Annotated in this window: 18 protein-coding genes; 9 read left to right on the top strand and 9 right to left on the bottom strand. The window is 49.1% G+C overall.

The window, feature by feature from the left end:
* Positions 1-23 precede the first annotated feature (23 nt).
* Positions 24-1,205, top strand: a complete 1,182-nt coding sequence (locus DESAL_RS15185; RefSeq protein WP_015852867.1) for a hypothetical protein — start codon at positions 24-26, stop codon at positions 1,203-1,205.
* On the opposite strand, the gene DESAL_RS15180 is transcribed toward DESAL_RS15185, so the two are convergent.
* From DESAL_RS15180 to gcvH, 5 genes are all read right to left on the bottom strand, one after another.
* A complete protein-coding gene (locus DESAL_RS15180) occupies positions 1,199-1,885 on the bottom strand; it encodes a substrate-binding periplasmic protein (RefSeq protein WP_245543749.1) in 687 nt (228 codons plus the stop codon). The two genes, DESAL_RS15185 and DESAL_RS15180, sit on opposite strands and share 7 nt — an antisense overlap.
* A 204-nt stretch (positions 1,886-2,089) precedes the next feature.
* On the bottom strand, positions 2,090-3,481 hold the full coding sequence (locus DESAL_RS15175) for a dihydrolipoyl dehydrogenase family protein (RefSeq protein ID WP_015852865.1): 1,392 nt from the start codon (positions 3,479-3,481) through the stop codon (positions 2,090-2,092).
* Positions 3,468-4,913: an aminomethyl-transferring glycine dehydrogenase subunit GcvPB gene (gene gcvPB, locus DESAL_RS15170; RefSeq protein WP_015852864.1), complete on the bottom strand. Its 1,446-nt coding sequence runs from the start codon at positions 4,911-4,913 to the stop codon at positions 3,468-3,470. Before gcvPB ends, DESAL_RS15175 begins: the two co-directional genes overlap by 14 nt.
* Positions 4,913-6,244 carry an aminomethyl-transferring glycine dehydrogenase subunit GcvPA gene (gene gcvPA, locus DESAL_RS15165; RefSeq protein ID WP_015852863.1) on the bottom strand — a complete coding sequence of 444 codons (1,332 nt, stop codon included), beginning with the start codon at positions 6,242-6,244 and terminating at the stop codon, positions 4,913-4,915. Before gcvPA ends, gcvPB begins: the two co-directional genes overlap by 1 nt.
* A gap of 89 nt (positions 6,245-6,333) precedes the next feature.
* Positions 6,334-6,714, bottom strand: a complete 381-nt coding sequence (gcvH, locus tag DESAL_RS15160; protein WP_015852862.1) for a glycine cleavage system protein GcvH — start codon at positions 6,712-6,714, stop codon at positions 6,334-6,336.
* Between the two features lie 258 nt (positions 6,715-6,972).
* Between gcvH and DESAL_RS15155 the strand changes: the two genes are divergently transcribed.
* Genes DESAL_RS15155 through folE2 form a run of 3 tightly spaced genes read left to right on the top strand, consistent with a single transcriptional unit; the run spans position 6,973 to position 8,854 of the window.
* A complete protein-coding gene (locus tag DESAL_RS15155; RefSeq protein ID WP_015852861.1) occupies positions 6,973-7,644 on the top strand; it encodes a class I SAM-dependent methyltransferase in 672 nt (223 codons plus the stop codon).
* An 18-nt stretch (positions 7,645-7,662) separates the two neighbouring features.
* Positions 7,663-8,082: a nickel-responsive transcriptional regulator NikR gene (nikR, locus tag DESAL_RS15150; protein WP_015852860.1), complete on the top strand. Its 420-nt coding sequence runs from the start codon at positions 7,663-7,665 to the stop codon at positions 8,080-8,082.
* A gap of 1 nt (position 8,083) precedes the next feature.
* Complete coding sequence (gene folE2, locus DESAL_RS15145; protein ID WP_015852859.1) at positions 8,084-8,854, top strand: GTP cyclohydrolase FolE2; 771 nt, start codon at positions 8,084-8,086, stop codon at positions 8,852-8,854.
* 159 nt (positions 8,855-9,013) lie between these two features.
* On the opposite strand, the gene DESAL_RS15140 is transcribed toward folE2, so the two are convergent.
* From DESAL_RS15140 to DESAL_RS15125, 4 genes are all read right to left on the bottom strand, one after another.
* Positions 9,014-10,297, bottom strand: a complete 1,284-nt coding sequence (locus DESAL_RS15140; RefSeq protein ID WP_015852858.1) for an agmatine deiminase family protein — start codon at positions 10,295-10,297, stop codon at positions 9,014-9,016.
* A gap of 169 nt (positions 10,298-10,466) precedes the next feature.
* Positions 10,467-10,901, bottom strand: a complete 435-nt coding sequence (locus tag DESAL_RS15135; RefSeq protein ID WP_015852857.1) for a rhodanese-like domain-containing protein — start codon at positions 10,899-10,901, stop codon at positions 10,467-10,469.
* A 133-nt stretch (positions 10,902-11,034) separates the two neighbouring features.
* Complete coding sequence (locus DESAL_RS15130) at positions 11,035-11,484, bottom strand: DUF1499 domain-containing protein (RefSeq protein ID WP_015852856.1); 450 nt, start codon at positions 11,482-11,484, stop codon at positions 11,035-11,037.
* Between the two features lie 138 nt (positions 11,485-11,622).
* Complete coding sequence (locus DESAL_RS15125) at positions 11,623-12,054, bottom strand: RrF2 family transcriptional regulator (RefSeq protein ID WP_015852855.1); 432 nt, start codon at positions 12,052-12,054, stop codon at positions 11,623-11,625.
* A 245-nt stretch (positions 12,055-12,299) separates the two neighbouring features.
* On the opposite strand from DESAL_RS15125, the gene DESAL_RS15120 reads away from it, so the two are divergent.
* From DESAL_RS15120 to amrB, 5 genes are all read left to right on the top strand, one after another.
* The gene (locus DESAL_RS15120; protein ID WP_015852854.1) at positions 12,300-13,706 is read left to right on the top strand and encodes an NAD(P)/FAD-dependent oxidoreductase; all 1,407 of its coding nucleotides are present in this window, start codon (positions 12,300-12,302) and stop codon (positions 13,704-13,706) included.
* A gap of 182 nt (positions 13,707-13,888) precedes the next feature.
* Positions 13,889-15,301: a sugar porter family MFS transporter gene (locus tag DESAL_RS15115; RefSeq protein WP_015852853.1), complete on the top strand. Its 1,413-nt coding sequence runs from the start codon at positions 13,889-13,891 to the stop codon at positions 15,299-15,301.
* Between the two features lie 203 nt (positions 15,302-15,504).
* Positions 15,505-16,521, top strand: a complete 1,017-nt coding sequence (locus tag DESAL_RS15110) for a sigma-54 interaction domain-containing protein (protein ID WP_015852852.1) — start codon at positions 15,505-15,507, stop codon at positions 16,519-16,521.
* Between the two features lie 104 nt (positions 16,522-16,625).
* On the top strand, positions 16,626-19,979 hold the full coding sequence (locus DESAL_RS15105) for a tetratricopeptide repeat protein (protein ID WP_015852851.1): 3,354 nt from the start codon (positions 16,626-16,628) through the stop codon (positions 19,977-19,979).
* Positions 19,980-19,997: 18 nt separating this feature from the next.
* A complete protein-coding gene (amrB, locus tag DESAL_RS15100; RefSeq protein ID WP_015852850.1) occupies positions 19,998-20,810 on the top strand; it encodes an AmmeMemoRadiSam system protein B in 813 nt (270 codons plus the stop codon).
* The last annotated feature ends 204 nt before the right edge of the window (positions 20,811-21,014 follow it).

Raw genomic sequence — 21,014 nt, 5'->3', positions numbered from 1 at the left:
ACAACAATCATCAAGGAGTCAGAATGCTTTACTTTTTAGGAAACTGTCAAATGGATTTCCTCGGCAGGGCAGTAGAAAAATCTGGTTATCCCTGCACCTACCGGGTTCTGGCTTCCCCATTTACATATAACAGTTCGCCGGGAATTATCCCAGAGGAACTGGCGGCCATGGACGCTAAATTCGGGTTGGAAAAATATTACCACGACCGGAAGCTGGTTCACCAGTTCCAGATGATTGCACCTGACGATCCGCAGCCGCAACTTATCGTGATGAATTTATTTCATGAAAACAGCCCGCTCTTTGTGCATGGAGAATCTAAATACATTTTTTTCGTTAACCCTGAGGCGTGGAATGAGCACCCTGAATTCGAAGCATGGATGAAAGGCAGTTGCGGTATGGTGCAGGCAAGACCGGGCAGTTACCTGAATCGTTACCGGGAGATGCTCGGCAATCTTCGTGATCGTTTTCCTAAGGTTCCTATTATTGTCGTTTCACGTCTTTCCCATTATCCGGCTTTCGGTCCCGATCCTTATTCCTATCTTGATGGATGGACTGACCTTTGGCGGACAGCCAGACCAGTTCTTAAGAGCTGGGAAAGTGAGATTGATAATCTTAATATTATTGAGTTGGATCGTATTTTTGCAGGAATATGGGCTGGGTCAGAGAAAAAGATCGAAGCCCACTGTCCATTCCTCAAGTTCAAGATTACCGAGGAAAATAATTCTATTACAGGGCTGCACGCCAGCCGTGATGTTGAACATATCGGTTCCATGTGGCCCGTGTTGGCAGGCAAGGTAGAACAATTCCTGAAAGAAGGGCGTATAGAATACTCCGAAGAAGAGGTTGTTCCTGATGAATGGCTGCGTCCGTGGCAGCCGGAAAAGTTTCCTGAGGACAAACTTATCGAGATGCTATCTTCCGGGGCAAATTATCAGTGTGCACGAGCAGTTGGATCTTTTTTTCTAGATCTTGGAAAAGATTACACAGAGCTATTGTCCCGTACCGCAGAATTTACCCCGGTCTGCCACAATACATTGCATATGATCAAAACATATTCCCGTATCTGGCCCAATCCGGTTTTGGCCCACTGGTGTCAGGTTCATCGTAATGCTGCTGTTTCGTTTACAGCTAACGGACCGCTTTACACAAAAGATTATATAAAGCGTATTGATGAAATTGAGCGCTTTGTGCTGGGGCATCAATAGGCTGCTTTAAGGTTATACTTGAGCAGAATCTGCTGTAACCTTCCTGATTCTTTCATTAGGGACAGGCTGAGATTGAATTTTCTTACAAGCACGGAAGGTGTGTGTGTTTTGGAAAATACTATGTAATAATTAAGGCTTTTTTCAGTTCCTGCGTAGGCTATGTTGTTTAGATTTAACCTTTTAATTGCCGCAAGCCCGACATCCCTGTTCGAGTAAACCGCGTCAACCCTGCATCGAGCCAACTTTCTGAATTGCGTAAGGTCATCAGGGGTTATATCGATATTTATATTGCTTTTGAAATCGATGGTTAATTTTTCAAGATTATATGATGTGTTTGATGGGCCATAAGTCCCGATTGTCATATTGCGAAGGCTTTCAATTCCATTATAGTTTACCGGTTTATCCATGCATTCGAAAAAACCGTATTCGGTTGCAATCAAAGGTGGGCTGAAATAAAATTTCTGCTCTCGCTCTTTATTTTTTCCTACCATAAAAAGCGCTTGGACCTGCCCTTTGTCGCACATCGCAAGTGATCTGCGCCACGGATAAAGTTTGATATCACATTTTACATTTATTTCTTTGCATACTTCCCGGATAATTTCTGCTCCCGGCCCAGCTACTTTGTCGTTTTCCAGATATGAAAAGGGAAAGAAGTCTTGAGTGGCGAAGGAAATTTCCATGCGTGCAACAGAATAACTTGGAAACATAACAAGAATCAGCAAGATTAAAATGGATGCCAATTTGGACATTATTCCCCCGTGTTTCAGGAAAAAGATAATTTATAAGTATACTAGCATGAGTAGATAGCCCTAGCAAATAGAGCATAAGAAAAGGTCCCCTGTTCAGGTGAACAGGGGACCTTTTCTTATGCGTATGCAGTCTTCTTACTTGGGATCGAGCTGTTCAGCTTTAAGAGCTCCGAGCAGTGCCTCATCCAGAGAGGGGTGGGGAAAGACTACTTTGTGGATGTCATCCTTGGTCCATGCTTCCTGCACGATCATGGCAGCAGCGGTGGTAAAACCGGAGACATGGTGTCCCACAGCGGTGATTCCGGCTACTTTGCCGTCAAGCCATACCACTTTTACAAAGCCCTGCGTAGAAGCATAAGCCTGTGCAATGGGGTTGGCCACCAGTGGGAAGGAGGATACTTTAACTTCACCCTGACCTTCGAGATCGGCGGGCATGAGTCCCACACGCATTGTTTCCGGGGAACCGTAGAGTATGGACGGGACCGGTCCGTGTTCGTAGGGTCCGTCTGTCTTCCCGGCAAGGCGGCGCACCACATACCCGGCCTGATGGCTGGCGGCGTGGGCGAGCAGGATTTTACCGTTCAGGTCACCAATGGCGTAGACATTGTCTGCGGCTTCAAGATTTTCGTTAACCTTGACGAAACCGGGACCTGCGGTTTCCACACCAAGTGTTTCCAGACCTATGTCCGCAGAATTGGGGCGGCGTCCGATGGCAATGAGAGCCTTTTCTGCGGTGAATTCCTGCCCGTCTTCAGTGCGCAGCACGGCCTGTCCGTTCTCGGCAGTGACGGATTTAACCTTCACACCGAGATTGAACTGCCACTTGTGACGTTTGAATACACCCTGCAAAGCTTTGGAAACTTCCGGGTCTTCATAAACTGCAATACGGTCAAGGGCATCCACAACAGTGATTTTACATCCTGTGCGGTGTGCAATCTGAGCCATTTCAAGACCGATGAAGCCCGCGCCGATGACCAGCAGCGAGGTGGGCATTTCTTCCAGCGCGAGGAATCCGGTGTTATCGAGAATGGTTTCGTTATCCGGTTCCAGTCCCGGGAAAACAGTTGGGTGGGAACCGGTTGCGAGAACAAGGTTCTTGTATTCAAGAACAGCCTGTTCTTCGGGGTGGGAAACTTCCACTTTACCCGGCTCAATCACTTTGGCTACCGCGGGGTAAATGTCAATACCGAGCTTTTTGGCTTTTTGGGCCATAGCCTTGCGGGTAGCAGCAATAAAACGGTCCTTCTTGGTGCACAGGGCCTTGAAATCAATCTCGATTTCGCCTTTGGCAACGCGCGCCTTGGACTGGGCAGCAAGTTCTTCCACCGGGGAAGTTGCACCGAGGTACATTTTGGTGGGAATGCAGCCCACATTGAGGCAGGTTCCGCCGAGCAGTTCTTTTTCTACCAGCGCAACTTTAATACCTTCTTCCGCAGCTTCAAGAGCCGCGTCAAAACCGCCCGGACCGGCTCCTACGACCACGAGGTCGTAGGAGCGTGTTTCTGTCGGGAAACTATTTGACGTCATCAGTAATCACCATGGAGCGTGCAGCTTTGGTCTCGTCCAGTCTCTTTACAGAGGTGGTGACCGGAGCAGCCTGCAACACTTCGGGGTTCTTTTCCGCCATTTCAGCGATCTCGATAAGATCGTCAATGAAGCGGTCGATGGTTTCTTTGTTTTCAGTCTCAGTGGGCTCAATCATCAGGCATTCCTTCACGATGAGCGGGAAGTAGATGGTCGGAGCATGATGTCCCTTATCCAGCAGGGCCTTGGCTACGTCGAGAGCGCGTACGCCGTTCTTGGCCTGCTCCACTGCAGATGCAACGAATTCGTGCATGCAGATGCGGTTGTAGGGAATCTCGTAATGGTTTTCGAGACGTTTACGCATGTAGTTTGCGCTGAGGACCGCACCTTCGGTGGCGCGGGTCAGACCTTCGCGGCCGAGGCGAAGCATGTATGCGTATGCCTTCAGGTAAACACCGAAGTTGCCGTAGAAAGGAGCAACGTATCCGATGGACTTGGGCTCGTCGTAGGAAAGGTAGTACTGGCCGTCTTCCAGCTTTTCCACGCGGGAAACAGGCAGGAAGGGTTTAACCCTTTCGCTTACGCCTACAGGACCGGAACCGGGGCCACCGCCGCCGTGCGGGGTGCCGAGGGTCTTGTGCAGGTTGAGGTGCACGATGTCGAATCCGGCATCGCCGACACGCAGCTTACCCATGATGGCGTTCATGTTTGCGCCGTCATAGTAGAGCAGGGCATCTTTCTCGTGAATCATCTTAACCAGTTCGGGCAGATGGGTCTCGAAAAGGCCGAGAGTGTTGGGGCAGGTCATCATTACGCCTGCAACTTCATCATCAAGTACTTCGGCAAGAGCTTCAGGTGTGATGATGCCGTCTTTGGATTCAACGGAAACAACATCGTATCCGGCTACAGCTGCGGATGCGGGGTTGGTGCCGTGCGCAGAGTCGGGGCAGACTATCTTGGTTTTCTTGTTGCCCTTGTCGCGGTGGTAGGCAGCCATAAGCATAACCCCGGTCAGCTCGCCGTGCGCACCGGCCATGGGGTGCATGGTAAATGCAGCCATACCGGTAAGTTCGCTGAGCAGGGATTCGGTTTCGTGGATAACCTCAAGTGCACCCTGACAATGGTGGCCTGCTCCCTTGAGCTGGGGAATGACCGGATGCAGTTTTGCGAATCCGGGCATTGCTGCCACCTGCTCGGTGAACTTGGGGTTGTATTTCATGGTGCAGGAACCAAGCGGATAAAAGTTGGAATCTACACCGAAGTTTTTCTGGGAAAGCTGAGTGAAGTGGCGAACCACGTCCAATTCGGAAAGAGAGGGCATGCCTGCTCCCTCGCGAAGGAGGTCAGCGGGAATGAAATCCTCGATTTTGGATTTGGGCTCTTCAGGCCAGCAGCCTTCACGACCGGGAACGGATTTTTCAAATACTGTCTTCATTAGATTGTCCCCCGCAGAATTTCAGCAAAGATGCCGATCTGTTCTTCAGTGGTCTTTTCTGTGCAGGCCACCAGCAGTACGTTTTCCAGTCCTTCGTAGTAACGTCCCACAGGGAAACCGGGGATGATACCGCGTTCGGTGAGCTTGTCGATTACTTCGAAAGCGTTGACCGGAAGAGTTACTGCGAATTCGTTGCCGAAGGGACCTTTGGTGAACATTTCAACACCGTCAATGGCGGTGAGGCGTTCGGCTGCGTAGTGGGCGCGCTCAACTGAAAGAACAGCTGTGCGGTTCAGACCTTCCTCACCCAGCAGGCAGAGGTGGATCAGGGTACGCAGGGCGCAGAGAGCCTGGTTGGAGCAGATGTTGGATGTCGCTTTCTGGCGGCGGATGTGCTGCTCGCGTGCCTGAATGGTCAGAACGTAGCCGGTCTTGCCGTCTTCGTCTTCGGTGCGGCCCGCAATACGTCCGGGCATCTGGCGGACCAGCGCTTTGGAGCAGGTCATAATGCCGAGGTAGGGACCGCCGAAGGAAAGTGGCTGTCCGATTGACTGTCCGTCTGCAACAGCAATGTCAGCACCCATCTGACCGGGAGTCTTCAGCACGGACTGCATAACCGGGTAGGTGGACATGATTGCCAATGCTTTGTGCTCGTGCACGGCTGCAAACATTTCAGTGAAATCGTTTACTGAGCCGAAAAAGTTGGGGTTCTGAACGATAACCGCTGCGGTGTCTTTATCTACTGCTGCGGTGATGGACTTGACGTTAGTGCGGCCATGGTTGTGGGGCACGGTGACAAGTTCAAGGTTCAGGTTGGTGGTGTATGAGTCGAGCATAACCCGGTAAATCGGGTTTAATGCTTCACTTACGATTATTTTCCTGCGTCTGGTCTTGCGCACAGCCATGAGGGTAGCTTCGTAGAGTGCGGAGCCGCCATCGTAAACTGAGGCGTTGGCGTAGTCCATGTCCATGAGTCTGGCCATGGCAGTCTGATATTCGAAGATTGCCTGCAGGGTTCCCTGAGAAGATTCGGGCTGATAGGGGGTGTAGGCGGTGTAGAATTCACTGCGGGAGGAAAGAGCATCAACCGCTGTGGGAATGAAATGGTCGTAGAAGCCTGCTCCGAGGAAGCTGGTCAGGTCCGTGGTGTTCTTTGCTGCCATTTTATCCAGCTGCTGCAGAACTGCCATTTCGCTTTTACCTTTGGGCAGGTTAAAGCTTTTGGGGCGCAGTTCGGCCGGGATTTCGGCAAAGAGGTCTTCCACGGAGTTCACGCCGATAACATCAAGCATTTCCCGGATTTCTTCCGGGGAATGGGGTACGTAAGGCATTATGTCCTCCGGTATAAAAATAAATCCCCGCTGACTTAAGCGGTCGGCGGGGAATATTGTGTACTATTATATAAAAGAACGGCTCCTGATTAGTGAGCTTCTTCTTCAGTTACCTTTTCATAAGCTGCGGCATCAAGAAGAGCGTCAGTGGGGCCGGTGATTTTGACTTTGATGAGCCAGCCGTCACCGTAAGGGTCTTCGTTGACTTTTTCGGGTGCGTCTTCCAGAGCTTCGTTAACTGCAACTACTTCACAATCAACCGGAGCGTACATTTCGCTGGCTGCTTTTACGGATTCAATAGAACCGAATTCGTCGCCTGCTGCGAAAGTGTCGCCTTCCTGCGGGAGTTCGACGAAAGTAAGGTCGCCGAGCTGTTCCTGAGCAAAATGGGTGATACCGATAACACCGTTTTCACCATCAACCTTGAGCCATTCGTGAGATTTGGCGTAAAGAAGTTCCTGCGGAATCATGGGGCCTCCTTCTTATGGATAGACTGAGTTGTTTTGTTGTTTGACCGTGTCTTTATGGATAACTCGCTCCTGATAGCATTCCTGCTTAAGAAATAAAAGGCTTCTGCAAGGCTAATTTGCAGAAAAATATTCTGTAAAATTATCCATAACTTAAAAATGAATGATTTAATAATTTTGCATTTGAATAGTTCGTGTTACTGTCTCTTGTGTTTTGGCGAAAAAAAGCATACGCAGAAGACCAAATAGGAGTGCTTTTCATTGAAAGATTATGTTTCCGGTGAACGGGAATTGATAGAAGTAGAGACCGCCGGACGGGTCTGGAAGATTGAGCGCACAGCTGATCTTGAAACCCTCTGGGATGAAATAGGAGAAGATGAGTTCGGAGATGACGAACGTCTTCCATATTGGGCGGAACTTTGGCCGGCCAGTGTTTTACTTGGTGAATGGCTTTACCGCAATGCGGATCTAATCAAAGGACGCAAATGTCTTGATCTTGGTTGCGGACTGGGGCTGACAGCCGTTATAGGGCAGTCTCTTGGGGCTGAAGTTGTGGCTTTTGATTATGAATTGCCGCCGCTCTATTTTGCAAAAGACAATGCCTTCTCAAATAGCACTTCCCAGCCGCTCTGGTTGCAGATGGACTGGCGCGAGCCGTCCCTTGCAGAGAATTCCTTTGATTTTATCTGGGGCGGGGATATCCTCTACGAAAAAAGATTTTTTGATCCGCTGGAAAAGCTCTTCCGGCGGGTTCTTAAGCCGGGCGGTACCATCTGGATGGCCGAGCCGGTACGTGATGTTTCAGTTCCGGTCTGGGAAAAGCTTGAAGCTTTAGGCTGGAAAACAGCACTGCCTCTGACCGAAAAGGCAGCCTGCTGCAATGCGGAAATGACTGTTAATATCCGGGAAGTTGTTCCCGGCAAATCCATATGATTTTTACGGAGGTTTGAAATGGGTAAAACTATACGTTTCGGGGTTTCCCTTGATTCCGATCTTCTTGAGAAATTTGACAAGCTTTGTGACGAGAAGAGTTACCAGACCCGTTCCGAGGCTATTCGCGATCTGATTCGCAACATGCTGGTGGAAAAGGAATGGGATGAGGCTGACGGTCAAATGGCCGGGACCCTTTCTCTCGTTTACGATCATCACCAGAGTGGACTTTCCCAGCGACTCACCGAGTTGCAGCACGACAGTCATGATCTGATCATGTCCACCCTGCATGTGCATCTTGACCACGACAATTGTCTTGAAGTCATGGTCCTTAAAGGTGACGGCAAGCAAATCAAGGAACTGGCCCACCGCCTGATTTCTACAAAAGGCGTAAAGCACGGCAAGCTCGGCTTGACCACCACTGGTGAGGAACTCGTTTAAAATGGAAGACGTACAGAACAGTCCCGCAAAAGTGGCAATGTCCATCGACAGGGTCGGTGTGCGGGATTTGACTCTCCCCCTTGTGGTGCGCGACCGGGAATCCGGCAGTCAGAGCACCATGGCTAAAGTAGCTTTATCTGTTGATCTGCCTGCACATTTCAAAGGCACCCACATGAGCCGTTTTGTAGAAGCTCTTGAAGATTGGTCCGAAGAGTTGGACTATCAGAGTTTTTACAATCTGCTCAGTGACATCCTGCGCCGCCTTGAAGCTGAACGTGCTCACGCAGAACTCAGCTTTCCCTACTGCCTGCAAAAAAAATCCCCGGTCAGCGGACGTAAGGGGATCATGAGCTATGAGTGTACAGTGGAAGGCGAAATGGTCGGTGATAATCTGGAATTCACCCTCGGTGTAAAAGTTCCGGTTATGACTGTATGTCCTTGTTCCAAGGCGATCAGCGATGAAGGCGCACATAGTCAGCGGGCAGTGGTTCACATCAGGACCAAGTCAAAGGGCTTTGTCTGGATTGAGGATCTTGTGGAGATTGCCGAAGCTTCCGGTTCGTGTGAAGTGTTCTCTTTGCTTAAGCGTGAGGACGAAAAACATGTAACTGAAAAAAGTTTTTCAAATCCCACCTTCGTTGAAGATGTAGTTCGCAATGCCGCTATGGGGCTGGAAAAACACTCTAAAATCTTGTGGTACCAAGTTGATGTGGAAAGTTTTGAATCAATTCACAATCATTGTGCCTTTGCAAGTATTGCCAAACCTAAATAAGTGCTTACTATTATAATTAAGGAGGCAGAGGGGATTAATCCCCACCTGATCTCCGCCGACAGCCGCAGTTGCTTACCGAAAGGATAGAGCGATTGCGGCGACACTTTGGGAATAAAAAACTCCCGCTGGATTTTTCCGGCGGGAGTTTTTTTGTTGGTGTTACTTACCAGTATACGGTTCCTGTTGGGTAGAGCAGTGAATCCCACCTCCACCGAAGTTTATTCCGAGGGTGTTGATGGTAACAACTTTACGGTTCGGGAATGCTTTTTTTAGTACTTCCAGCGCTTCAGCATCGCGTTCTTTTACTTTTTCAGGCAGACCTTCATGCCAGTATTTCTGAGCCAGTACCACGCCGTTGGAGATCAGGAAGTTGCAATAGCTCTGCGCCGGAACCACCTGTACCGACTGTCCTACTGGGAAAGCTGTTCCGTCCGAAAAACGGGGGAATGAGACCAACCCGTAGTATGCTTCATCCTGCGGAGTGACTTCAAAGTACAATGTTTCCGGCATGGGGATGCGAATGATCTTGAATGGCTTGCCGTCCTGATCAACTGCTTTTTTCAGGATACGGTAGTTTTCTTCCATACGCCGGCGGTTTTCAGCTTCCACCGGACCTTGCGCCGCTTCCTCTTCACTTACTTCCGCCAGCAGGATGGTATCCGGAGATACAAAGCGGCAGTATTCATCAATGTGGTTATTGGCGGCAGCGCTGCGGTAGGCCACTCCCTTGCCGTCCGGTCCGGGCAGAGTGCTTACATTGTAGGCATCGTCATCCACTGTTCCTTTTTTCAGCCAGATAATATTTGTTACGCCCAGCATTTCTTTTAGTTCTACTTCAATGTCAGCGCGTGAAAGGTTGGGGTTGCGTTGGAATTCGCAGGCTTCAGTGACCAATAGTGTTCCTTTACCATTCAGTTCTCGATCGCCTCCCTCGCTTACTAGACGGGTCATCCTTGAAGGAATGTTACGTACTTTGGCAATGTCGCGGTCGACTCGTTCCATAATTCGGGATTGAGTATCTGATTGCGGAAAGTAGCCCCAGCAATTGAAGCTGAAATCGGCAATGCTTTTGTTTCCTTGTTTGTCTGTAGTGAAAATAGGGCCGAAATCTCGCCAGTAGAGCATGGTGAAGGGGATGGTCTGGAATGAAATTTTGTCCATGGGAAGTTTGTTCTTTTTTAATAAAGACTGCACGTGCTTGAGGTGGCGCTCTTCGGGGACGCAGACTGTGATTTTAGTATAGGGGGCAAGGTTTTTAGCAATTTCCAGAAGAACAGTGTCGGTTTGGTACCCTTTTACATATTCTTTACTTAGCCAGCCAAGGTAAACCCTTTCCTGCTTTTCAAACTCCCCGGGAAATCTCCATTCGGCGGCAGCGGCAGTAACTGTCGCCGCAAGGAGAAATGCAATTGCCAGAAGATAAGCTCTACCTAGTTTTGTCATGCTGCTTTCCTTGTTAATCTGATTCTTGTTATACTTATATCAATACACAATAGTTCTTCGGTGTCGTCAACTGTTTACCCGGAAGGCAGGAAAGCAATGGGACAATAAAAAATCCCCTTCAGCCGAAGTTGCGACAGAAGGGGATTTTTAAGGAATCTATGTTGTTATCTTAGTTTGATTCAACGGCATAGGGCCAGCCGTCCTGACCATTGGTGAGAATGAATAAGCGGTAAGGAGAGATTCCCTGTTTGGCGAGGTAGTCTACTGTTCTTTCCGCGCCGCCTTTCCCGCGCGGGCAGATGACAACAACAGGCTGTGTTGAGCTCTTGAGGCTGTTCAGGGTTGTATTGAGTTTCTCAGTGTCGGCAACTGTCTTAACCGGGTAAGCGCAGGTCTCAATTGCGCCCTTGATGTGGTGAGACTTAAATTCTTCAGCTACCTGAATGTCAACAATGGCAACATCTGCCTTAGTGTCGATAGCATTCTGCAGGGCTGCGGGGCTCATGTAATTGTAGCTGTCTTTCATGGCGAAAGCATTTCCTGCAACGCAAAGAAGCAGTGCTGCCAATCCGAGCATTACCATCATTTTTTTGCTAAAAGTCATTTGTTTCTCCTCCTGATTGTGATTTAGAGTAAATCCTTAAGCTCAGGTGGGAGGATCAGTCGAATATTTAAAACTGATAGTTAAGACGGAGTGGTATTTTTCTTCTCTATAGGAAGTTGCTATGACCAGAATTTTATTCTTCCTCAAAAAGTCTGCGCAATTCATCAACCCTTTTTTTGTTCACTCCGAAATCGGAATAGCCGAGTCGTGCTGCGGATCGGACATCAATTTTTCCTTCCGCTTCATCATAAATGCATTCAAGGTCGTCTACAAAACGGAACCATTTGCTCCTGAATTCAGCATGCAGGTAAGGGCCGCTGCGGGAAGTGATCTTTCCACCCATTTTTTTAATGCAGGACCTTAGTTTTTTCATGACTTGTTTATTGCTGCCGCTGGCTTTGAATGCCTGGGTGGAATGCTCTTTGTCGGTTTCCTGTGAGGAAACGCAGTTCGGGCTGTTCGGGCATGGGGAAAGGTTGCCGCCAGTAATCCCCAGATTCTTTGGAGGTGAAGAAAAATGGGCAGCAGTGAATAGGGCTGCAGCGCAGATAATGACAATGAGAGTTGTTAGTTTGTAAATCATGTGTGTGAATGTAGAATAATCTTTGGCTCATTCGCAAGATAAATTAAGCGAAATATTCGCAAAGAAAGATGTTCTTACAAAAAAAAGCCCCTGACCCGAGGACACGGGGCAGGGGTGCAAAATCAATTTGAGTATTATTTAAAAAGGGTTGGTCTTGACGCAGAAAGAGCCTTCCTTGAGCAGGTCGGCAATGGATATTTCATCCAAGGCTGCGTACATGGCTTTGCTGGCTTTGATCCAGACCTCGCGAGTGGGGCAGTTGTCAATGCGCTTACAGAGGTCGTCGTTATCCAGACATTCAACCAGTCCGGCATCCCCCTCAAGGCTTCTAACCACCGCGCCTACTGTTATATCTTCCGGGGCCATTGCCAATGAATGTCCACCGCCGGGGCCGCGTTTGCTGGCAATAAATCCGGCTTTTTTTAATTCGCGGATGAGCTTTTCAAGGTATTTTGTTGAAAGTCCCTGACGGCTGGCAATGTCACTGATACGGACCGGGCCTGCGGTGCAGTGCGTGGCAATGTCCAGTATCATTCGGGTTCCGTATCTGCTTCTAGTTGTCAGTCTCATGAAATTTCCTTTTGGTTTACTAATCCATGTAGAAAAGTAATTGCTCTGGGTCAAGAGGGATCGCTTTAAGTGTAACTGATAATTTGTTTTGTGTGTTTTAAGTTGTTGATTATATATGTTTTTTATTGAATTTGAAAAAAATAATAAAAGGTTGCAATTTTGAAATTCTATGGATAAAAGCGTATATTGGCATGCCTGCGCGGGTTGCGCAAAGCAGGCGAAAAAGACCAATACTGGAGAATATTATGAGCCCGAAAGATAACGGGAAGAAAGAGTTTGATGTAATTATTGTCGGCGGTGGTCCTGCGGGACTTTTCGCAGCCTATTACCTTGGCGAGAATACCGACCTTGATGTTCTGGTCATCGAAAAGGGAAAGGCGTCCCTTAAACGACATTGTCCCATAACCGGGGATCAGGAATGCATTAAATGCAAACCCTGCAACATCCTTTCCGGTGTGGGCGGGGCTGGCCTTTTTTCCGACGGCAAGCTCAACTATATTCACAAGCTCGGCAAAACCGACCTTACCCAGTTTATGTCGGTTTCCGCGGCGAAAGCCCTCATTGATGAAACCGAAGAAATTTTCAACCGCTTCAACATGGACGGTCAGGTTTACCCCACCAACATGGAAGAAGCCAAGAATATCCGCAAAGATGCCCTCAAACATGGCATCGATTTGCTGCTGATCAAGCAGAAGCACCTTGGGAGTGACAACCTTCCCGGACATATTGCCGGAATGGCTGATTACTGTATGAGCAAGGGTGTAACTTTTCGTACCGGTGAGCATGTAGATGACATTCTCATTGAAAACGGCGAACTTGCCGGGGTTGTTACCAAGAAAGGCGAATATAGAGCCAAGAACGTTATTCTCGCTCCGGGCCGTGTCGGTTCCGAGTGGATGGGTAGTGTCGCCAAGAAGCACGACCTTGCCATTACCCAGCGTGGTATCGAGGTCGGTGTTCGTGTGGAAGTGCACGGCGATATCATGCGCGATCTCTGTTCCGTGATCTATGACCCCACCTTCTTTATCCGCACTAATACTTACGATGATCAGGTCCGTACTTTCTGTACCAACCAGGGTGGATTTGTAGCTCTTGAAAACTATCAGGATTTTGTCTGCGTAAACGGACATGCCTACATGGATAAAAAATCCGAGAACACCAACTTCGCCTTCCTGTCCAAGGTTGTGCTTGAAGAGCCTGTTACCGATAACCAGGCTTATGGTGAATCCATCGGTAAGCTCGCCACCATCATCGGCGGCGGCAAGCCCATTCTTCAGCGTTTTGGTGATCTTAAGCGCGGACGCCGTTCCACATGGAACCGTGTTCGTAACAGCTTTGTTGAGCCGACTATGAAGAACGTTACCTGCGGTGATATAGCTATGGCCCTGCCTGAGCGTATCGTGCGTAACCTCATTGAAGGTCTCGAGAAGCTTAACGATGTAGTTCCCGGTGTTGCCAACGAGGAAACTCTGCTTTACGCACCTGAAATCAAGTTCTTTTCCACTCAGGTGGAAACCAGCGACCAGCTTGAAACTGCGCTGGAAGGCCTTTTTGTAGCAGGTGACGGTCCGGGTGTAGCAGGGAACATTGTTTCCGCTTCCGCTACCGGAATCATCCCGGCAAAAGAGATTGCCAGAAGAGCTAAGAAATAAAGATTCGCTTCGCGGTTTTATGAAAGAATGGGAGATACTGACTTTGGTCGGTATCTCCTTTTTTTTGTTTTTACGGTGGTTGCCTTGAAGTTGTGGTGACATTGATACGGAGAGTATGGTAACAGCTTGTATTGTTTGTTACTGTTGCTCAGCTGTAATTACCCAACCATAAGAAGGTGAGTATGTCTGCAAGTCCCCCCCACGATCCCAAGCAATCAGCATCGGTAATTTTTGTCCTCCTTATTTCAGCTGCCGCAGCACTCGGCGGCTTTCTTTTCGGCTTTGATACTGCGGTCATTAATGGCGCTGTGGTTGCGCTGGGTGATTATTTCAAGGTCGGTCCGGTGTTGGTGGGAATGTCTGTTTCTCTCGCGTTGATAGGTTCCGCTGTAGGTGCTTTGCTTTCGGGATCGGTTTCGGACCGTTACGGACGCATCAAGCCCATGTTGCTTTCGGCGTTTTTATTTACCATCAGTGGAGTTGGTTCCGGGCTGCCAATCACTGTCTGGGATTTTATTTTCTGGCGTTTTCTTGGTGGCGTGGGGATCGGCCTTGCCAGTGCCATTACTCCAGCCTACATTGCGGAGATTTCCCCGGCCAGCCTGCGCGGAAGTTTCGGTTCATTGCAACAGCTGGCCATTGTGGTCGGGATTTTCGTTGCTATGCTCAGCAACTACATGTTGGTGGGCATTGCAGGGGGATCGGCGGATAATGTGCTCTGGCTCGGGTTTGAAACTTGGCGCTGGATGTTCTGGGCTGAGGTCCCGCCTGCTCTTCTGTACGGATTTGCAGCTCTGATGATCCCGGAATCCCCCCGATATCTTATTGCTTCCAGAAGAGAGAAAGAGGCAGAGGGCATCCTTGCAAAAGTTCTTGGTGAGAAGACTCTTGATAAAATTGAAGAAATCAAGGGCAGTCTTAAGATAGAGTGTACTCCTTCATTTGCAGCCTTGAGATGTGAAGGGGGACTGCATCCTGTCGTCTGGATCGGGCTGGGGCTTTCTGTCTTGCAACAATTTGTAGGTATTAATGTTATTTTTTATTACGGCTCCATGCTTTGGCGCAGTGTCGGGTTTTCCGAGGAAAATTCTTTGTGGATTACCGTGATCACCGGGGTCGTAAATATTGTGACTACACTGGTTGCGATTGTACTTATTGATCGGGTAGGCCGAAAACCTTTGCTTTTGGCGGGATCGGCTGGAATGTTGGTTACTCTTGGCGTTTTGGCCTACTTGTTCGGCAATGCCCCCCTTGATGCGACCGGACATCCTGTTTTGCAGGGAGCATCTGCCACAACCGCACTATATTCCGCCAACCTTTATGTTTTCTGTTTCGGATTCTCGTGGGGACCTGTGGTCTGGGTGCTGCTCGGTGAGATGTTCAACAACCGTATTCGTGCCTCCGCTCTTGCTCTTGGTGCCGGGGCACAGTGGGTGGCAAATTTCATGGTTTCCGCTTCCTTTCCCTCACTTGTAAGCCGGGTCGGATTGGGCATTACTTACTCCATTTATGCCTTTTTTGCGGCGCTCTCATTTTTCTTTGTTCTCTTTATGGTTCGGGAGACCAAGGGCAGGGAATTGGAAGATATGGAGTGATTTTTCATTTCCTGTGGCCTAAATTAGGATATTCGACTGTTTTTTATTTGATTTTTGCAAGAAAAATTCAATTGCATATTGACTTTGCGTCATTTCATTGACAGTGAATGTGTAGGGTTATCCATTTTATATGATGGAGTAATCCGTACAAGGCGGAACAGAACTAAAAAAGTTCCCCGGACTAGAATAATTTGGGAGGCCGAATGGCTCTTAATTTAAGTGGAATAATTGGAAACAGTCCTGCGCTTAAGGAGGTCTTTGCGATTCTCGCAAAGGTAGCGCCCACAGACAGTACCGTGCTGGTAACCGGGGAATCCGGCACGGGTAAGGAGCTGCTTGTGCGTGCCTTGCACCGCAACAGCAAACGAAAGGAAAAGCCTTTTGTTCCGGTAAACTGCGGGGCCATCCCCAAGGAGTTGCTGGAATCTGAACTTTTTGGACATGAGAAGGGTGCTTTCACCCATGCAGTGCGTTCCCGTCCGGGACGTTTCGAACTGGCTGACGGCGGGACCATTTTCCTTGATGAAATAGGTGAAATGGATCTGAGCCTGCAGGTCAAAATTCTGAGAGTCCTTCAGGAAAAAGAAATCGAACGCGTTGGTGGAACTTCCATCAAAAAGGTGGATGTACGTATCGTTGCTGCAACCAACCGGGATCTTGAAGTGGAGGTTGCCGCAGGAAGGTTTCGCGAGGACCTTTTTTACCGCCTGAATGTTATTCCCATGCATCTCCCTCCGCTTCGTGAGCGTGGTGGGGACGTGCTTTTGCTGGCAAAGCATTTTCTTGGCCGTTTTTCTGAAGATAAGGATATGGAACAGCTTAGAATTCAGTCCGATGCAGCTGATATGCTGGTCTCCTACACTTGGCCGGGGAATGTCCGTGAGCTTGAAAATTTTATGGAACGTATGTGCATCCTTTGTGATGATGATGAAATCGTTCCCGATGACCTGCCGGAAAAAATCTGGAAAGATGTGGGTAAGGAACCCAAGAAAAAGGTTGCCGAACTTATGCAGCCTGTTGGATTCAATTGGCCCACCCTTTCAGATATGGAAGAGCAGGGAGCCAACGGACTCAAGGATTTTCTGGAGAAGGTCGAAGACCGTCTCATGATCGAGGCCCTTGAAAAAGCCGGTGGCGTTAAGAACAAGGCCGCAGAACTTCTCGGAGTGAAGCGGACGACGCTGATTGAAAAGATCAAGAAAAGGAATTTGGAAGTTTAATTTTTTACAAAAAGTGTGGATTTTGTGAGGGGTAGGCAGGAATATTGCAAAGATAGTTAATTGTGACGCTTAGCCGACTTACCGGAGTTGTCCGGACCCTTTTTATGGCGGTCGTTTTTTGGCTCGCCTGCCCTAATCCTGGTCATGCCTTGGAGTACTTTATTGAGACCAAGGCTGACATGGATTCCATACGTCTTGTCTTTGACCAGAAAAATCTTTCTGGGAAAGTTGCCCGTACCGGACGGCAGCAGATAACCATTTCTTTTCCCAAAAATGCTCTCAAGGGGGAAAAGCAGCCAACCCCGGCTCCTTTATCCTCTTTACGTTTGGTCAATTCCCTGCAAATGGGCCCGAGTTCCATCACCATCGGAACCCGGACCAGTGCTTTTGGCTTTATCCGCATGCCTGCTGGTAACGGGCAAATGACGATTCAGTTTTTCCGTGATCCCATTGGCTCCAAATGGCGTTCGCCTGAAGAGAAAGCCCGCCGTGAAGCTGATCGTAAAAAAGCTGCTCAAAAGAAAATCGCAGCTCAGAAAAAGGCTGAGGCAAAACGCGCAGCTGATAAGAAAGCAAAAGAAAAAGCTGAAGCGGCTCGTGTTGCAGCCGCAAAAAAAACAGCTCTGAAGGCTGAGGCTAAGCCTCCGCAACCTCCGGTAATTGAAGAAGTCGATCTGCCTGAAGACCAAGAGTCAGCACAACTCAAAGAGGAGTTGGAGCAGGTTTCAGAAGAGACTCCGGTTGAACAGGTCCCTCCTCAGCCTGTAAAACGTCCATTTTATTCTGTTCCTTATACTTATCGTGCTCCTGTGGCTAACGTCGGTCCGGGGCAGGCTAAGCCTGTTGATACTTCGGTACCTCCGGCACGGGCTGGTGGCATTGCCCGCCGTGTTGTTGATAACGGCGATTCTGGTGGACAGGTTGTCGCCCGCATAGAAACGGACAGTTCCGGTGGATCAGCTGGCGGAAGCATTGCACCTCCTCCCTCAGATGAGATTATTGATGAAGGTGTCGACGAAAGTGTTGATGAAGCTGCTTATGAAGAAGAATTTCCCGAAGGCGAAGGTGCATCCGGTTCAGTCGCCCCGCCGCAGCAATCCGAAGGCAGTGCGTCCGGCAGTGTCTCCGGCAGGATTGCTCCGCCTCCTTCCCAGTCCGGAGGACAGGCAACCGGCAGTGTTTCCGGTCAGGTTTCCGGCAAAATAGCCCCGCCTGAATCCTCCGCATCTGGGCAGGTAACACCTCCACCGAGTAATGAAGATTCCTTTGAGGCTGCTGATTACCCCGCTCTTGAAGATGAAGGAGCTGTTGAGTCTACCCGTGAGGCTGACAATGGGACTGATGTTCGGGATGAAGCCGTAGAAGGTGAACAGGATTCATCAGCTTCTGATGCCTATCCAGTGGAAGATTCCGAGCAGCTTGATGATGGAGTAGAAGGCGGTGATGGTGTCGAGGGCGAGAAAGAAATGACCCCTGAGGACCGGATAAAGGTCGCCAAGGGCGTTCTGCTTGCTGCGGAAGGAGCTCTGGATGAAGGGGAGATTCAAGTTGCAATAGACGGCTTTACAGAAGTCTCCTTAATGAAAGAGTTGCCGCTGGATATGCGTTTGCGCGCTCTTTACGGTAAAGCTGAGGGCCTTACCGAGCTGCATCGTGAAGCCATGGCTGATAATTTCGGTGAAATTGCCAGTGCGTGGATGGAAGCAATGAATGCGGACACCAAGTCTCCGAATGTCCCTATGGCCTTACTTAATCTGGGGTTGCTTAACCTTAAAGTAGGCAACATGCCTGAGGCCAAGGCTTATTTTAATCTTCTTAAATCCCAGTATCCCAACGATCCCAACATTCCTTATATCAGTTACTATTGGGGTGAGTACTATCTCGGTATGAAGGAATACGAAAAGGCTGCGGACCAGTTCCAGTATCTGGTTCAGATGTATCCGGACAGTAAGATTGTCCGTGATGCCGCACTCGGCCTTGCCAAGTCTCTGGATGCTCTTGGTTATGATGAACAGGCTTTCCAAATTATTGACTATATTGATAAACGCTGGCCTCGTTTCTACATTGAAGATCTGAATTTCCTCCTTATGTCGGCCAATACCCAGAACAGGCTGGGCAAGATAGAGCAGGCCCGTGAAAACTATTGGGCTTACTACAACCTTGCCCCGGAAGCTCCTGAAGCGGATATTGTTTTGGCGCGCATCGGCGATATTTATCTTAAGACCGGCCAGAAAACCGCAGCCAAGGAAATTTACGAAAAAGCGGCCAAAGATTTTCCCGACAAAGAGGGTGGGCTTGTTTCCATGATGCGTCTTGCTGAAGAAGGCATTTATGATGATCCAAGCATGAGCCAGATGGACAAGGTCTTTGACCGTCCTTACAACCTCAGGCCGCAGAAAATTTATACTCATATTATTGAGAAATTCCCGGATAGCCCGCTTGCTCCGCTTGCTCAACTAAAGCTCGGTATGTGGTATTACTGGAACAAAAAATACGGAGACTGCCTTGGTGCGGTTCAGGGTTTTCTTGATAAATATCCGCGTAGCGGGTTGAGAGATCGGGCCAGTGAACTTGGTACAAGAGTTTTTGATAAGGCTGTACCGGAACTGGTTCGGGATGAGAACTACGGCCGTGTTGTCGATTACTGGAACAAGTATGCTCAAAAGAATAATGAAGGCAAAGATGTTAATGATGAGACAAGGCTTGGTGTAGCGCTCAGCTTCTGGAAGAAAGAGCAGCCGACAAGGGCCTTGGAATTGATTGAACGCTATTTGCAGGGTGAGGAAATTCCTAAGTACTCAGCAATGGCTCTTGATATGGCCCTTGGTATCTACGTGGATGAACAGGCTTGGAGTAAGGTAACCGCACTGGTCAACCTTGCTAAGGATAAGTGGAAACTTGATCCGAAGCAGAAGGTTCATATAGAATACGCACAGGCTATGGCTTACGAAAATCTCGGAGAGACTGAGCGTAGTACTCCTCTTTGGGCTGGCTTGGCTTCAAATCTGCTTTTGCCCCAGTCTTCGCGCGCTTATGCCATGTATTACATGGCCAAGTCTTCCATGAAGAAGAAAGAGCTGAAGAAGGTTTTCGTATATGCGCAGGAAGCGTTAGCCATGCTCCTTGAGACCGGGGGAGACCGTGAAAAGATCAAGGATTGCATCCTGATGACAATCTTCGCGGCGGAAAGTTCCGGGCGTTACCGTGAAGCTCTTAAGTGGGCTGCGGAATACGATAAGTATATCCCGCTTTCTGATCCTGAATGGGCTTCATCCCGCTTCCGTCTGGCCCAGCTTTACGAAAAGGCCGGGGCTGTTTCCGAGTGGAAGAAACTGATGGAAGAAGTTGCCAAGCAAAAACCGGGCGATCTTTACGGACGTCTTGCAACTTCCGCGCTGGCAACCCACAAGATTGAGCAGGATGCTTCCAAGTTTCAGCCGGACCCGGTATTTCAATAATTTTTAAGGCAGGTAAATATGAACAGACAGCCCGTAGTAGCCGGACGTTTTTATCCGGACAGTCCTGATCAGCTTCGCAAGGAGCTTCAAATGTATTCAGGAACGCAGAATGCGGGTGGCGACCGTCCGGTTGACCGCCTGATTATGGTTCCACATGCAGGATATATGTTTTCCGGTGAACCCTGCGGTAAAACTCTTGCCCAGAGCAAGCTGTCTGACACTGTGTTTCTGCTTGGCCCCAATCATACCGGACTCGGGTCCCCTCTGTCTGTCTGGGATAAAGGAAGCTGGGAATTTCCCGGCGGCAAGCTGGATGTAGATGAGGAACTGGCCGCAAAGCTCATTGAAAGTAGAACCGGTTTTGTTTCAAATGAAAAGGCCCATTCGCGGGAGCACTCCCTTGAAGTTATAGTGCCTTTTTTGCATTACCTTAATCCGGCAATGAAGATAGTCCCGGTTTGTGTTTCAGAGGCTTCTCCGTCCAATCTGCGCAAGGCAGGTGAGGCCATAGCGGAAATAATGAAAGATTCTTCACAGCCCATCTCTATGGTTGTCAGCTCCGACATGAGTCATTTCGTTTCTGCTGATCAGGCCAAGAAACTCGATTCTATGGCTCTTGAGGCGATCATCCGTATGGACCCGTCCGACCTTTACTCCATTGTTTCATCCAATCAGATCAGCATGTGCGGTGTCCTGCCCATGACTATGGCAATGTTCGCCGCCAAAAAGCTCGGTGCCACTTCCGGCAAGCTTGTGCAGTATACCAACTCAGGTCAGGCGACTGGTGACTACGAACGGGTAGTGGCCTACGCCGGGGTTATCATTACATAGAGCCCTTGCCAGAAGGCTGATAAAGCACCATCTGCGGCGTTGCTGCGAAAAACACTGAAAACTTCACGTATGTCTGAATACGCTTCGTTCCAGTGTCTTTTCTTGCGCCTTGCATCTGGTACTTTCTGAACCCTCTGGTTCGTAAATGAAGTTCAGCCCTTGCCAATTGGGAAAAGCGGCATTATTTGTACTGGTCAGACCTGC

Source organism: Maridesulfovibrio salexigens DSM 2638 (assembly GCF_000023445.1).
Classification (GTDB): Bacteria; Desulfobacterota; Desulfovibrionia; order Desulfovibrionales; family Desulfovibrionaceae; genus Maridesulfovibrio; species Maridesulfovibrio salexigens.
The sequence above is the reverse complement of the archived record's forward strand: the minus strand, read 5'-3'. Positions and strand labels throughout refer to the sequence as shown.

Bases quoted from the DNA above. Each gene is read 5' to 3' on its own strand.
- DESAL_RS15185 (WP_015852867.1), top strand. From the start codon at position 24: ATGCTTTACTTTTTAGGAAACTGTCAAATGGATTTCCTCGGCAGGGCA.
- DESAL_RS15180 (WP_245543749.1), bottom strand. From the start codon at position 1,885: ATGGAAATTTCCTTCGCCACTCAAGACTTCTTTCCCTTTTCATATCTG.
- DESAL_RS15175 (WP_015852865.1), bottom strand. From the start codon at position 3,481: ATGACGTCAAATAGTTTCCCGACAGAAACACGCTCCTACGACCTCGTG.
- gcvPB (WP_015852864.1), bottom strand. From the start codon at position 4,913: ATGAAGACAGTATTTGAAAAATCCGTTCCCGGTCGTGAAGGCTGCTGG.
- gcvPA (WP_015852863.1), bottom strand. From the start codon at position 6,244: ATGCCTTACGTACCCCATTCCCCGGAAGAAATCCGGGAAATGCTTGAT.
- gcvH (WP_015852862.1), bottom strand. From the start codon at position 6,714: ATGATTCCGCAGGAACTTCTTTACGCCAAATCTCACGAATGGCTCAAG.
- nikR (WP_015852860.1), top strand. From the start codon at position 7,663: ATGGGTAAAACTATACGTTTCGGGGTTTCCCTTGATTCCGATCTTCTT.
- folE2 (WP_015852859.1), top strand. From the start codon at position 8,084: ATGGAAGACGTACAGAACAGTCCCGCAAAAGTGGCAATGTCCATCGAC.
- DESAL_RS15140 (WP_015852858.1), bottom strand. From the start codon at position 10,297: ATGACAAAACTAGGTAGAGCTTATCTTCTGGCAATTGCATTTCTCCTT.
- DESAL_RS15135 (WP_015852857.1), bottom strand. From the start codon at position 10,901: ATGACTTTTAGCAAAAAAATGATGGTAATGCTCGGATTGGCAGCACTG.
- DESAL_RS15130 (WP_015852856.1), bottom strand. From the start codon at position 11,484: ATGATTTACAAACTAACAACTCTCATTGTCATTATCTGCGCTGCAGCC.
- DESAL_RS15125 (WP_015852855.1), bottom strand. From the start codon at position 12,054: ATGAGACTGACAACTAGAAGCAGATACGGAACCCGAATGATACTGGAC.
- DESAL_RS15120 (WP_015852854.1), top strand. From the start codon at position 12,300: ATGAGCCCGAAAGATAACGGGAAGAAAGAGTTTGATGTAATTATTGTC.
- DESAL_RS15115 (WP_015852853.1), top strand. From the start codon at position 13,889: ATGTCTGCAAGTCCCCCCCACGATCCCAAGCAATCAGCATCGGTAATT.
- DESAL_RS15110 (WP_015852852.1), top strand. From the start codon at position 15,505: ATGGCTCTTAATTTAAGTGGAATAATTGGAAACAGTCCTGCGCTTAAG.
- DESAL_RS15105 (WP_015852851.1), top strand. From the start codon at position 16,626: ATGGCGGTCGTTTTTTGGCTCGCCTGCCCTAATCCTGGTCATGCCTTG.
- amrB (WP_015852850.1), top strand. From the start codon at position 19,998: ATGAACAGACAGCCCGTAGTAGCCGGACGTTTTTATCCGGACAGTCCT.